The organism is Candidatus Krumholzibacteriota bacterium (genome assembly GCA_016932415.1).
In the GTDB taxonomy this organism is placed as follows: domain Bacteria; phylum Krumholzibacteriota; class Krumholzibacteriia; order Krumholzibacteriales; family Krumholzibacteriaceae; genus Krumholzibacterium.
The window spans coordinates 135,505-148,856 of sequence record JAFGCX010000011.1; the positions used below are offsets into that span (position 1 = coordinate 135,505).

A 13,352-nucleotide genomic window follows, 5' to 3' on the forward strand; every position below is an offset into this window, starting at 1 on the left:
ACCCTTTTTATAAAGAGTCTTGCTTACGGCTGGCTCATAAGCCATCCCGAATAATCTACATAGATATCCGGTTGCGGTGGCAGGAAGTCAAAGCCGTCATAAATCCTCTCCTGGATATCACTCTCATTTGTGACTCCCCAGAAGTTATATCTCGCGTCAATACCCGAATCGTTGAAATACTGAAAAAGCATAATGTCGTATCCGCCCGACGCCTTATCGTTAAGATATATCGAATTATAGTTTATGACCGGTAGCGCGTAATATGAGATCTTTATCCCGTCGCCGACGTTCGTCGCGATCGTGCACCCTTCGATTGCCACATCATATATATCTCCCGATCCGTCTTCATCTATTTCGATCCAGATTCCGTATCCCGAGTTATCTCTTATCTCGCAATTGGTTATCTCTGCGTCAGCATCGAGGATATGTATGCCCCCGGCATTGTCCGAGACCCTGCAGTCTTCGACGGAAATCTCGGATTCTTCAACGTTTACGCCGATCCCTACTCCGTCATGGACAAATATCGAGTCAAGAACGACATTAGCTCCATCTTCAACGCTGATCCCCCTGACAGCCATCGTTATGTTGGCGTTTAATATGCTGCCCGACGCATCCGGCCCATCAAAGAGGATCCCTCTCCACACCCCGTCCTCCCCCGGACAGATATTCGGCTTGAAGATGACGGGCGATCCTGCCGTCCCGACAACCTCAAGCCTCCCAAAGACATTCAACCCTCCTTCTTCCTGATCGATCACAACCGTCACTCCCGCATGTATGCGGAGAGTGGCAGAGGAGCCGACGAAGACCGGTTGTGGCGAATCTATCATATAAAACGACCCGTTATCTGACAGCTCGGTAATCCCCGAAATGACAGGGAGAGCTTCTCCCACCTCTATCTCCGCGCTGCTTGTGCTTTCGTCCAACCGGTCTGTGGCCGTCACTTTAACCGTATATATTCCAGGCTCATCCGGCGCTATCCAGACAACCGAAAACCCCTCGCCTGATTCCGGGTAAAACTCTCCGTATTCAGCCTCCCATAGGACCGTGACCGGATCATCGTCAGGATCAGGGGCGGAACAGTAAAGCTCCACATCCCCCCCAGCCCCGACAAAACACTTCCCTATCGATATTTTGGGATCGTCAGGTGGCTTGTTATGGAATCCCAGGGACTGGTCGCAGCTTGAAAAGGTAGCCACTGAAAGGGTAAATACCCCTAACACAATGAAACAATATGACTTGACCTGCATTTCCTTCTCCCTGTCAATCAGATGGGGTCCAGATGATTATAGGGTCGCTTTTATGATAAATCAATGGAAATCTCTCCCGGGCGGGCGGAAAGGGATGACGTTTCACGTGAAACGCTGATGATGGAAGCCGGCCCCCCTCCCGGCACCTGTCCGGGCCGTCCCCGCATTCTTTTCTTCGTCTGTCGGCTCCTCCGTTTCACGTGAAACGTTGCGGTCAGTCCTTTTCTCTTCTGAAGAGCAGCAACGATCCCCTCTCTCCTTCTGCCGGCTCTGAAAAATCGAGGGTCATCTTCCCAGAATATCCCTCCAGCTCCCATTCCCACTCGCTTCCCTTTATCGTCAGGTACTTTCCGCCCGCGCCGAGAAGCGATTCAGCAAGAGGGAGGATCGCCGGCAGCCTCCCGGCCGCCTTGGAGATAACAAGGTCGTAAACGGCCTTTCCGCTGTCAAGCGCCGCATCCCCGCGGGTCCTGGTCCCCTCGAGGCTCATAAGAACGGCCAGCCTTTCAAGAAAGAGAGCTGCTTTTTCCTTCCTTTCATAGAAAGTGATCTCGGTCCCCGGAGATAGAATCTTCCATATTATCCCCGGAAAACCGTACCCACTCCCTATGTCGGCGACCCTGATTGCCTCCTGATCCTTTTCCTGCTTTCTGGCCAGCGCTCCCGTCCTTTCGGCGAAATAAAGCATCAGCAGAGAATCGACCACCTGCCTTTCCAGGGATTCACCGAAGCTGCCCCTGGCGACAAGGTGCATCTTTTCACCCCATTCGATCTGCTCCCTGGCGAAGAGTTTTATTCTTTCGATCCCGGCATCGTCGAGCCTTCCGGGAAAAAGTCCTTCCGCCCTCTCGATGATCTTCTCTGCTATCTTTGTCTTTTCTGTCATTTTCCGGTTTTCCCCGTCTCCGGGCCGTTTTCCACTCGTTTTCTGCTTTTTTCCAGAAAGATCATCAGTATCGACAGGTCGGAATTTCTCACCCCGGTGATCCTCGATGCCTGGCCAAGGGTATGAGGCTTGAATCTCGCGAGCTTTTCCCTCGCCTCGGTGCTCAGCGCTTCCAATTCGAACGAAAAGCCTTCCGGTATTACCATCTTGTCCATTTTCAACAACTTGTGCGCTATCCTCTTCTGCCTCGATATATACCCGTCATACTTGACCTCTATCGCCAGCATCCCGAGTTCCCTCTCGGAGAGCCCCAGTCCCCTGTCGCCGAGCACTTTTTCTATTTTTTCCGCTCCTATCCCCGGGTGTCTCGCCAGCTGGATCGCCGGCCTTGCTTCTTTCACCTCAGGGATCTCCACCCCGCCAAAGACCTTGTTTATCTTCGCCGCCGGGATGATCTCCCTTTCCAGCCTTCTTTTTGCCTTCAGGACCTTTTTCTTCCTCGAGATCATCTCGAGCCACAAGCCTTTGTCGAGAAGCCCGAACTTTACTCCGTACCGGAAAAGCCTTTCGTCGGCATTGTCCTGCCTGAGCAGCAGCCTGTGTTCCGCCCTCGAGGTAAACATCCTGTATGGTTCATCGATCTCTTTTGTTATCAGATCATCGACCATGACTCCGGCGTATGCCATCTGGCGTCCCGGGATAAAAGGCGCCTCACCCCTGAGGGACAGCGAAGCGTTGATTCCAGCCAGGATTCCCTGGGCTGCCGCCTCTTCATATCCCGATGTCCCGTTTACCTGCCCGGCAAAGTAGAGGCCTTCGATCCTCTCCGATTCGAGGGACGCGCTGATCTGGTGGGGGGGGAAAAAGTCGTACTCTATCGCGTATCCATATCTTACTATTTCCGCCTGCTCAAGCCCTTCTATGGTTCTTATCATCTTTTCCTGGATCTCCGCCGGAAGGCTTGTCGAGAGACCGTTGATATAGATCTCTTCGGAATCCCTGCCCTCCGGTTCGAGAAATATCTGATGTCTCGGACGATCTGAGAACCTGACGACTTTGTCTTCGATCGAAGGGCAGTATCTCGGCCCCACTCCCTTTATCTGCCCCGAAAAGAGGGGGGCCCGGCTTATATTGTCCTTGATGATCTCGTGGGTCCTCGCGTTTGTATATGTTATGTGGCATGAGATCTGGTCGACTTCAAGGGATTTTGTCCTGAAAGAAAAGGGGCTTGGGAATATATCGCCCGGCTGTTCTTCGCATCTTGAAAAATCTATGCTTTCTCTCCTCAGCCTCGCCGGAGTCCCCGTCTTAAGCCGCCCTCTCTCTATTCCCTTTCTCGCAAGATCGTCGGAGAGGCGGCATGATGGCGGCTCTCCTTCCCTTCCCCCTGGTATTTTCCTTTCTCCTATATGCATCAACCCGTTAGGAAAAGTCCCGAGCGCCATTATTACCTTCCGCCCCGCTATCCTCTCCCCCGAAACCGCAACTCCTACGACCTTTCCACTTTCCACGATTATTTCTTCGACCTCCGCCTCTGCCAGATCGAGCTGTTCGGCCAGGACGAGCGCCTCAAGCATCCTTTTGTGATATACTTTCTTGTCGGCCTGCGCCCTTGGAGACCAGACCGCCGGCCCTTTGGCCCTGTTCAGCATCCTGAACTGTATCCCCGCCGCGTCGATGCAAAGCCCCATCTCCCCTCCGAGGGCGTCGACCTCTCTTACAAGCTGACCTTTTGCCAGGCCGCCGATGGCGGGGTTGCATGGCATCCTAGCTATGTCGCCCGTATTGATAGTCGCCAGCAGAGTATCGTTTCCCATCCGAGCCGCCGCGAGAGCTGCTTCGCAACCGGCGTGTCCAGCACCAACGACTATAATGTCATATCTTTTATCAAGGGTTTTAGTAATAATCATTATTAATATCTGTCTAACAGCTTGTATTACAGGTGGTTATTTTCCTATACAAAACCGGCTGAAGATCGTTTCGAGCAGTTCTCCCGCTATCGACCGCCCCGTGATCTTCCCGAGCGCTTCTGCCGCTTCCCTGATCTCGAGGCTCATTATCTCCGCCCTGCCCTTCCCTTCGAGTTCTTCGAGCATCCTTTTCAGGCCTCGCGAGCACTCTTTCAGGGCCGCGGCGTGCCTCGAGCTTACCGCGCCATTTTCCCTGACTCTTTCGGCTATATCTTTCCTTATCGTGCCGGTGTGGATCATATCCCTGAGCCTGGAGATGTTCTCCCCCGTCTTTGCCGACACCTCTATCTCCGGCCCGCTTAGGCCACGGTCCTCCGAAGCGATCACTACCCCCAGATCGCGCTTGTTGAAGACTATTATATGGTTCTTCTTCTCTATCCTGGCTATTTCCCTTTTCGTTTCCTCGTCAAGCCCGGCGCTGCCATCTACAACGAAGAGTATCAGGTCCGATCCTTCGGCAGCCTTCCTTCCGATCGATATTCCCCTCGCTTCGATCTCGCACCCCGTTTCCGCGATCCCCGCCGTATCTTCGAGAAAATATGTGAATCCGCCGATATGGATCCTTTCCCTGAGAAGGTCCCTCGTAGTCCCCGGAATAGCAGATACTATAGCCCTTTCCTCACCCAGTAGCGCGTTGTAGATGCTGCTTTTTCCCGCGTTTCTCGGCCCCAGCACTGTCACCCTGATGCCCTGCCTGAGTTTTTTCCCGGCGATCTCAGACTCTATCATTCCTTCTATCTCGCCGATCGCTCCGTCGATATTCTCGCGAAGAATCTCACTGTCGTATGTCTCGATATCTTCTTCCGAAAAATCGATTGAAAGCTCGATCAGGGCAAGCTGCCGCAGGAGAATCGCCTCTATGTCTCCTATCTTTCTTGACAGCGACCCTTCAAGCTGTTCGAGCGCGACGCGTCCCTGGAGCTTTGTCTCCGCCGATATAAGATCAACGACCGCTTCGGCCTGTGCCAGGTCGAGCTTTCCTTTCAGGTAGGCTCTTTTCGTGAATTCTCCCGGGCCGGCGATCTCCGCGCCAAGCCTGACCGCTTCTTCTATGATCGAGGAGTAGACGTAGATGCTTCCATGGCAGGATATCTCTATGACATCCTCTCCCGTATATGAATTCGGCGCAAACATCGCCGTGACGAGGACCTCGTCGATCTGTTCGCCGGTGGAATTTTTTATGATCCTTTTGTATACCCTGTGTGATTCCCGGCGGCCAGCCGGATCCGCCATCGAATCGAGGATTCCGAGCGCGTCGGGTCCCGAGATCCTGATCACGGCTATTCCCGAGACTCCAGGCGGAGTACTCAGGGCAACGACAGTGGTTCCGTCCATATTCTATTTTCTGCCAGACCGGTTCGATTTTCTCTCCCGGCCCTTGTCCGCGGAGACAAAGACCTTTCTCATCTCCCCGTTCCCGACGGTATAAGTCGTTATCCCTTCCATCCCGGCGAGTGTCATATGGATGATACGCCTCTCGGACGCTTTCATCGGTTCGATTCCGACTTCCCTCTGCGTCTTTTTAGCTCTTTCGGCCGCTTTCTCAGCTTTCTGCCTGAGGATCTCCTGCCTGTTCTTCAGGTATCCGCCAACATCGACAGTCAACCTCTGGTATCCGCCCATCTTCCTCGACACGATCCTCCCGATCAGGTGCTGAAGCGAGTTCAGCGTGTCTCCCTTCCTGCCGATGAGCAGCCCGTCGACACCAGCCGTTTCTATATTTATATATGTCGAATCGTCTATCGTGTCAGAAAATATCCTGTACCCGACATCCAGCCCTTTCATTATAAGCCCGGTGACTTCGTCGGCTACCTCCTCTATCCCCTTCGATCCATTTTTCATCGACACCTTGACTCTCGCGCTCCTGGCGCCGAAGATCCCCAGGACCCCCTTCTGTCCGGGATCTATTATCTCAATATCTACATCTTCTATTTTCGAACCAAGGTCTTTCAGCGCCTTCTCCAGCGCTTTCTCTACAGTCTTTCCCTCTACCTCTACCGGTCTGCTATTTATTCTTTCCTGTCTCCCGTGCTTTTCCATATCTGTCTCTCCTGCATCTTTCTTTTATATCCCCGGCCCATCTTTTCCCGTCCGGCGCCGCTCTCGGGCGCTTCGCGCTGAGCCGTTATCGATATTTCCCCGGGGCTTTTTATCCGCCCCATTGCTATGCGGTTACTTCGCCTTCCGCCGCTTCGGTCTCTATCGCCTTATGTACATAATACTGCTGGACGATCGACAGTATGTTGTTGATCAGCCAGTAAAGCACCAGGCCCGAAGGCATTCCGTAAAAAATAAACGTAAATACCACCGGCATCATCGTTGTCATCATCTTGGTCTGCGCTGCCGGCCCCGCGTCTCCAGTCGGAGAGCCACCCATCTTTGACTGGACGAACATCGCCACGCCCATCAGAAGAGGAAGCAGGTGGAACTCGCTTCCGATGACAGGCAGGCTGAAACCAAACCCGAACAGGACGTCCGGCGATGAAAGATCATTGATCCACAACCCAAGGGGGGCGTCTCTGAGTTCAATCGTGTTTCTGAGAACGTTAAAAAGAGCTATGAAAACAGGCATCTGAAAAAGAAGAGGCAGGCATCCGCCAAGGGGATTGACCCCCGCCTCCTTGTACATCTTCATCGTTTCCTGGTTCAGTTTTTCTTTTTCGTTCTTGTACTTCTCCTGCAGGGCTTTGAGTTTTGGCTGGAGCCGCTGCATATCTTTCATCGATTTGAAGCTCTTGTGCGTGAGCCTGTAGAACAGGACTTTCGTCAGGATCGAGAGTATTATTATTATCAGCCCGTAGTTGGGAATGAACCCTTTCATCCACATCATCAGGCGAAGGACAAAAACGCTGAAAAATCGCATCTTGCCAAGCTCTATTGTCCTTTCCAGCCCTACTCCGTAATCCTTCAGCCCGTTCATGTCAAGAGGCCCGAAATAACATTTGAACGAATCTTCGACTTTTCTCGGGTCTCCCCGGAATGGATAAAATATCGAATACCCGGACATGCTGCTGTCCTTGTCTCCGAGCATCTCCAGGACTCCCGAGCGCTGCTCGTCCACTATTACCGCGCTGAGGAAGTATTTGCTTCTCGCGCCGGCCCAAACGACCATGCCTTCCTGGACTTTCCTGTCCGTTTTGCCGAATTTGCCCGAGCCCTCCTTATAATATTCATCCCCCACGCGCCCGAGCGAGGCCATCTGCCTTATCTCCCATTTTCTGTCTTTCTCGTTCAGCGCCAGGCCGCTCTCCCACGCGATCGCGTACCCACTGGCCCCTTTCATCTCTCCCTCTCTTACCAGGGAGATCGCCACGCCTACTTCGTAGCCCTCTCGCGAGAACCGGAACCTTTTTTCGACAGTCCCTCCCGAAGCCCCTCTCCATCTGAAGAGGACTGTCGCCTCGATGCTTTCTCCGGTCAGGTCGATCTCCTCACCGTCATAGATCTCTCTGCCGTTGACAAGAGCGTCAAACCGGGCGCCGGAAAAGCCGGTCCTCTCCATGTCTTTCTCAACGTAGAGGGAAAGAGCCCCCTTCGCCCCTTCGGGAACGAGCTCAACATCCCCTCCGTCGCTCCTGGCGAATTCCCTCAGCTTAATACTCGTGATCTCCCCGCCGAGACTGCTCAGCGCGACTCTCATCTTCTCCGTAGCGACGGTAAAATTCCTTGTCTCCGCCGGATCATCAGGGGAAAAGAGCCTCCCCGTTCCCTCCCGCGCCTTGCTTTCGAAAAACTCCCCCTCCGCCTTTTCTCCGCCCGCCGGCAGATCCTCATCCGCGCCCTCCCTCGCGCTGTATTCCGATCCGGCCTCGAGGGAAGCGAGTGAATCGGCTACGGCCTGCTCGCGCAGTTCCACGGCTCTTCTGAGCGCCGCCTCTTTCTGCCTGGGCGCCACATAGAGCATCTGCCATCCGAGCAATATCGCAAAGGTCACTGCTATAGCCAGAATAGAGCGCTTATCCATCCCTGTATTTCCCTTCTATAAGAAGATGATAGGTTTATCGGGCTTTTTCAGCGAACAGGATCATATCCGCCACGGGAGAACGGGTTGCATTTCAGAAGCCGGACAACGGCCTTGCCGCTTCCCTTGAAGAAACCATATTTCTTCAGAGATTCTTCCGCGTATGCCGAACAGGAAGGTGTAAACCTGCAGACCGGTGCGTGGTACGGGGAAATCGATATTCTGTATATCCTGACGGCCGCCAGACCGGCTTTAGTCAGAATCCTGGATATCATCCGCAACTTGATATCAGTCCGGCTCTCTTGAGAGAGCTCACTACATCTTCCGTGAGTTCCTGAAATGATGTCTCCTCAGGACGAAATGAGGCTATAAATACTATCCAGATATTTTTCTCGTTAATTCGGTCCTTGACTGTTCTGAATATTTCCCTCATCAGCCTTTTCGCCCTGTTACGCTGATAAGCCTTTCCAACGTTCTTTTTGCTGGCCACGAATCCCGGCAGAAGGCCCCTGTTCTCATCATCCCCCTCACCGTTTCTTCCCAGGTACAGTATCGTGATCTTTTGCCCCGCCTCCCTTTTCCCTTCACTGTAGACGAGCCTGAACTGCCTGCTATTCTTTAGTCCTTTCATCGATACCATCGCCCGGGCTCATCCCGGAGGTCATACGGCCAGCCTCTTTCTTCCTTTTTCTCTTCTTCGCCTGAGCACTTCCCTGCCGTTCTTCGTGCTCATTCTTTTTCTGAATCCGTGAGTTCTTTTTCTTCTCTTGTTATGAGGCTGAAATGTGCGTTTCATTTTCTATCCTTTTCCATTCATTTCCATGCAGATAGAGGCCTTTGAATATATATAAACAACTTACAATAGAAGTCCTCATCTTTTTTGTCAAGCATTTTATCTCTATCTTTTTTAACTTGTTTGTTTATCATTCTTTTCAGATCTTATCCCCGCCGGTAATCTTTCCATTTTTTCGTCTTCTCCGCCCTTAAGGTATCCCGCAAGCTTTATCTCCTTGCATTTCCATCAGTTAGAATTTATTCCACATTTTATGTAAATAATTCTTGATATCGATTTTTCCGTATGATACATTTCCGCCTGCGGGATCAGGGGAGGGTTCGTTTTTAAGGGCTTCGCAGCCCGTTTCTTTTCTTTTTTGCTTCCCCGGTTTTTTTGATTGTGGATAACGTCATGACATCATATTGAAAACCCCGCCGCTAATGTTGTTATTATTAAAGTTATAGAGTTTTCCACATTTGTGGAAAACAAGAAAGATTTTGAAAGCTGCCGGCCTTTCCGACGGACCGGTATCTTCGGTCATTGCTATGAGACTAGAACAAGACCCTGGCATCGACATATGGGAAACGATCCTCGACAAGCTTAAAAAGGTCGTAAACGCGCAGAGCTTTCAGACCTGGTTTGCCCCCACCAGGCTGGCCGGATATGAAAGGGGCGTCCTGCTGGTCGAAGGACCAAATTCGTTTTTCATCGACTGGCTCGCCGAACACCACATCGACAAGATAACCGAGGCCGCCTCGGAAGTCCTTGGCGAAAAAGTAGTTATAGAGTTTTCGTCTCCCTCTCCGCGCAGGACTGTCCGCGCGGAGAAGCCTGTTGAGCGCTCCGTACTTGTCAGAGAGCCGGTCATCCTTCCCAACAGCGTTCAACTCAACAGCCGATACACGTTCCAGGAGTTTGTAGTGGGAAACGAAAACCTCCTGGCTCACGCGGCGGCCCTCGCAGTAGCTGAAAAACCGGCCCAGACCTACAACCCCCTTTTCATCTACGGCGGCCCCGGCCTGGGAAAGACTCATCTTCTGCAGGCTATTGGCCATTTTGTCCTCGAGGAACATCCCGGAATGAGGATCTCGTATGTCTCGACCGAGAGTTTCATGAACGAGCTTATCCGTTCGATCAGAAACGGCGAGACCTTCGAGTTCAAGGAACGCTACCGCAATATAGATATTCTCCTGATAGACGACATCCACTTTCTCGCCGGCAAGGAAAGGACGCAGGAAGAGTTTTTCTATACTTTCAACGCTCTCCACAACGCCAGCAAACAGATCGTCTGTACGAGCGACCGGCCCCCGAAAGAGATCCCGTCACTTCAGGACAGGCTTACTTCACGTTTCGAGTGGGGTCTTATAACCGACATCCAGCCTCCAGACCTCGAGACCAGGGTCGCGATCCTGCGCAAAAAGGTCGAAAAGGAGATAATGCCTATCCCTGAAAGCGTCATCTTTCTTATAGCGGAGAACGTAAGGGGAAATACGAGGGAGCTGGAGGGGTCGCTCGTCAAGATCCTCGCCTGCGCCAGCCTGACAAACCAGGATATCAATGTCGATATGGCCGGTGAGGTACTGAAAGTCTTTATCTCGGGAGCTGAGAAGAAAAAGATCTCTATAAAGTCGATACAGCGTGCTGTCGCGGCGGAATTCGACATCCCCGTACACACGCTTTCCGCCAAGACGAGGATGAGCCGCGTCGTTGCGGCGCGCCAGGTCGCCATTTTTCTTTCCCGCGAACTTACCTCTCTTTCGCTGGTGCAGATAGGAAAAGGTTTCGGGGGCAGGGACCACAGCACGGTCCTGCATTCGATCAAAAAGATAGAAACATCCATTTCCGTCGACCCGTCGCTTGAAAGGCAGATATCCGCTCTCAGAAAAGATCTTGAGACCTGATCTCTTACCGCCTCGTTATCCACATCCTCGCTGTTTATAAAATGTTGATTCCTGTTGGTATCTTTTCCCATGGGCATAATTGTTGAGATTTTCCACTTGTTCACACAAATGCCAACACCGCTTCGCCTCCTGCCGCTCGAGCCTGTTCTTGAACACTTGGGTGATTATCCACATATCCACACGCTCTACTCCTACTACTGATTCTATTAATTACACAATGTCTGTATAATACCTCCTGTTTATATTTTCCCTTTATTTTGTCTTGTACGCGTGTATAAATTCCCTTATGATTCACTTTCCTGAAGAATGAAAAATTAATACGATTCAGAAAGCCTGGAGGAGGTAGCGGAGTGAAGGTAGTTATCCCGCTTGAAGAACTGAGCAAGAAAATGAACGCCATATCAGGCGTTGTCCCCGCGAAAACAACGATGCCGATACTCTCCATGACCCTTATCAAGGCCGACACTTCGGGGATCTCCTTTTCAGCCACAGACCTCGATATCTCAGTGACTTCAAAGGTGAACGGGAAGGTCGATGAAGAAGGATTGATTTCCGTACCGGCAAAAAAAATAGCCGAGATCGTGAAATCGCTCTCCCAGGGAGAGGTAACGCTTTCGTCGAACGAAGAGAACAAACTCACTATCAAATGCGGGAAAAGCAGGTTTTCGGTAAATGGAAGAAGCGCGGAGGATTTTCCAAAACTACCCAAACAGGAAAGCAAGGCTGAATTCTCGATCGATTCCGCGCTTCTCGGAAAACTCGTCCAGAAGACACTCTACGCGGTTTCGACCGACCTTACCCGGCCCGCGCTATGCGGCGTGAAGTGGGAAATCGACAAGGGTGGAGTCCTGATGGTTTCTACAGACGGACACAGGCTCGCGAAGGCCGAAGTGAAACTGGCGCTCGGAGAGATAAAGAAATCGGAAGTGATCGTGCCTCCAAAAGCCCTTTCGACATTCAAGGCATACGCCCAGAAAGACGAGATGATCAGGGTCAACATCGGAGATAACAGCATATCGTTCGAGATGGACGAGGTGTCGATTTATTCGCGCCTTCTCGAAGGACCCTTCCCGAATTATCAGAAAGTGATCCCGGCAAACAACACAAGAGAGATGCTTGTATCGAAGGAAGCTTTGTCGATGGCAACGAAACGCGTATCGATTCTTTCCGACGCGCTGACGCATCAGGTGATCTTTTCTCTCGGTAAAGACAATCTGAGGCTCCATGTGACGACGCAGGATCTTGGAGAAGCGACAGAGGATATCGACGCGACATACTCTGATGAAGAGATGGAGATAGGTTACAACGCCGCGTATATTCAGGATATTCTCAGAACTTTCGATACTGACGATATCGCATTCAATCTCGACAGACCGGACAATGCCGGAATAATAAAACCGGTCGAACAAAGCGGGGAAATCAAACAGCTCTGTATCGTCATGCCTCTGAGAATTCTGTGATATTATCAGAGGGAAGTGTGGTGAGCAGGGTTGATCATTAAAGATATAGAGTGTGTCAATTTCCGGAATATCGAAAAAGCCAGCCTGGAATTCTCCGACACTTTCAATATCATCGAGGGAGCGAACGCTCAGGGGAAGACGAATCTTCTTGAGGCTGCGCATGTTTTTTCCCTTGGAAGGGGTTTCAGGACAAGAAGGACAGACGAACTGGTAAGGTTCGGTGAGGAATATTTTTTCCTTAAGCTTGCCGGAAAAAGCGATAACGACGTGGATTTCACGATCGAGTTCGGATATGAACGGGGGGGCAAACCAAGAGTCTCGGCTAACGGAAACAGGCTTTCATCCCTGTCGGGGATGATCGGTATAATGCCGACAGTAATATTCACGCCGGGAGATGTCGAGCTTGCCTCGGGACCTCCGTCGCAAAGAAGATTATTCATCGATTATACCGCCGCGCAAATATCTCCGGCTTTCCTCTCGGACCTGGGTGAGTTCAGGAGGGTCTTGAGGCACCGGAACACCCTGCTCAGAAAGATTTCAAGCGGAAACGGGGAAAAGGAAGAGCTTGGCGCCTGGGACGAGATTTTTATAAGAAAGGGCGCTGCCCTGACAAGAGGAAGGATCGAGGTTCTCAGGCAGATCGAGGAAGCAGCGAGGGAGATATTCGAGAGGATCAGGCCGGCAGGGGAAAAGCTCGGAGCCAGATACCGGGCGTCTTCCCGCGTCGGGAAGGATTCGATCGAGGAAGATCTCAGAGAAGCGCTTGGCAGGAACGCGGGGACTGAACAGAAACGCGGGTTTACGCTGACAGGGCCGCAGTATGACGATGTCGACCTGTTGCTTGACGAGGTGCCGCTGAGGAGGTTCGGTTCCCAGGGAAGAAAAAGACTTGTCGCGGTCGTTCTTAAACTTTCCCAGGCGGTTGTGATCATGGAGAGGCGAGGAGAGAGGCCCGTAGTCCTTCTCGATGATATTTTCTCCGAACTGGACGCCGAAATATCGGGAAAAGTAAGAGACCTCCTGTCGGACAGGTACCAGAGCCTTATAACTTCACCCCGCAGCGGCGCTTTTTCGCCTCTGCCGGAGGGAGCGGCTGTCTTCTCTGTCGAAAAAGGCTCTTTCAGGCGCCTGAAGCAGTAGTTACATGACCCT

The 13,352-nt window shown here is 51.9% G+C and carries 13 protein-coding genes; 3 read left to right on the forward strand and 10 right to left on the reverse strand.

Translation table 11 applies throughout. The annotated features are described in order from the left end of the window. Positions 1–23 precede the first annotated feature (23 nt). From JW814_04965 to rpmH, 10 genes are all read right to left on the reverse strand, one after another. Positions 24–1,247, reverse strand: a complete 1,224-nt coding sequence (locus JW814_04965) for a right-handed parallel beta-helix repeat-containing protein (protein MBN2070790.1) — start codon at positions 1,245–1,247, stop codon at positions 24–26. Positions 1,248–1,461: 214 nt separating this feature from the next. Beyond that, positions 1,462–2,133, reverse strand: a complete 672-nt coding sequence (locus JW814_04970) for a class I SAM-dependent methyltransferase (GenBank protein ID MBN2070791.1) — start codon at positions 2,131–2,133, stop codon at positions 1,462–1,464. Next, on the reverse strand, positions 2,130–4,043 hold the full coding sequence (gene mnmG, locus JW814_04975) for a tRNA uridine-5-carboxymethylaminomethyl(34) synthesis enzyme MnmG (GenBank protein MBN2070792.1): 1,914 nt from the start codon (positions 4,041–4,043) through the stop codon (positions 2,130–2,132). Before mnmG ends, JW814_04970 begins: the two co-directional genes overlap by 4 nt. A 36-nt stretch (positions 4,044–4,079) precedes the next feature. Beyond that, on the reverse strand, positions 4,080–5,438 hold the full coding sequence (mnmE, locus tag JW814_04980; protein MBN2070793.1) for a tRNA uridine-5-carboxymethylaminomethyl(34) synthesis GTPase MnmE: 1,359 nt from the start codon (positions 5,436–5,438) through the stop codon (positions 4,080–4,082). Between the two features lie 3 nt (positions 5,439–5,441). Further along, complete coding sequence (locus JW814_04985) at positions 5,442–6,143, reverse strand: Jag N-terminal domain-containing protein (protein MBN2070794.1); 702 nt, start codon at positions 6,141–6,143, stop codon at positions 5,442–5,444. Further along, a complete protein-coding gene (locus JW814_04990) occupies positions 6,113–6,265 on the reverse strand; it encodes a hypothetical protein (protein MBN2070795.1) in 153 nt (50 codons plus the stop codon). Before JW814_04990 ends, JW814_04985 begins: the two co-directional genes overlap by 31 nt. Positions 6,266–6,267: 2 nt before the next feature. Continuing rightward, positions 6,268–8,067 (reverse strand): membrane protein insertase YidC, encoded by a 1,800-nt coding sequence (gene yidC, locus JW814_04995; GenBank protein MBN2070796.1) that lies wholly within the window; start codon positions 8,065–8,067, stop codon positions 6,268–6,270. A gap of 47 nt (positions 8,068–8,114) precedes the next feature. Further along, positions 8,115–8,339 (reverse strand): membrane protein insertion efficiency factor YidD, encoded by a 225-nt coding sequence (gene yidD, locus JW814_05000; protein ID MBN2070797.1) that lies wholly within the window; start codon positions 8,337–8,339, stop codon positions 8,115–8,117. Beyond that, a complete protein-coding gene (rnpA, locus tag JW814_05005; GenBank protein ID MBN2070798.1) occupies positions 8,336–8,695 on the reverse strand; it encodes a ribonuclease P protein component in 360 nt (119 codons plus the stop codon). The genes yidD and rnpA overlap by 4 nt, the downstream gene beginning before the upstream one ends. Positions 8,696–8,725: 30 nt before the next feature. Then, positions 8,726–8,860 (reverse strand): 50S ribosomal protein L34, encoded by a 135-nt coding sequence (gene rpmH, locus JW814_05010; protein MBN2070799.1) that lies wholly within the window; start codon positions 8,858–8,860, stop codon positions 8,726–8,728. 524 nt (positions 8,861–9,384) lie between these two features. Here rpmH and dnaA point away from each other — a divergent pair. The 3 genes from dnaA to JW814_05025 all read left to right on the forward strand — a co-directional run bounded on the left by dnaA (position 9,385) and on the right by JW814_05025 (position 13,340). Then, positions 9,385–10,740 carry a chromosomal replication initiator protein DnaA gene (dnaA, locus tag JW814_05015; protein ID MBN2070800.1) on the forward strand — a complete coding sequence of 452 codons (1,356 nt, stop codon included), beginning with the start codon at positions 9,385–9,387 and terminating at the stop codon, positions 10,738–10,740. Positions 10,741–11,090: 350 nt separating this feature from the next. Further along, entirely contained in the window at positions 11,091–12,200 is a 1,110-nt protein-coding gene (gene dnaN / locus JW814_05020; GenBank protein ID MBN2070801.1) for a DNA polymerase III subunit beta, read from the forward strand. A 30-nt stretch (positions 12,201–12,230) separates the two neighbouring features. Continuing rightward, positions 12,231–13,340: a DNA replication/repair protein RecF gene (locus tag JW814_05025; protein MBN2070802.1), complete on the forward strand. Its 1,110-nt coding sequence runs from the start codon at positions 12,231–12,233 to the stop codon at positions 13,338–13,340. The last annotated feature ends 12 nt before the right edge of the window (positions 13,341–13,352 follow it).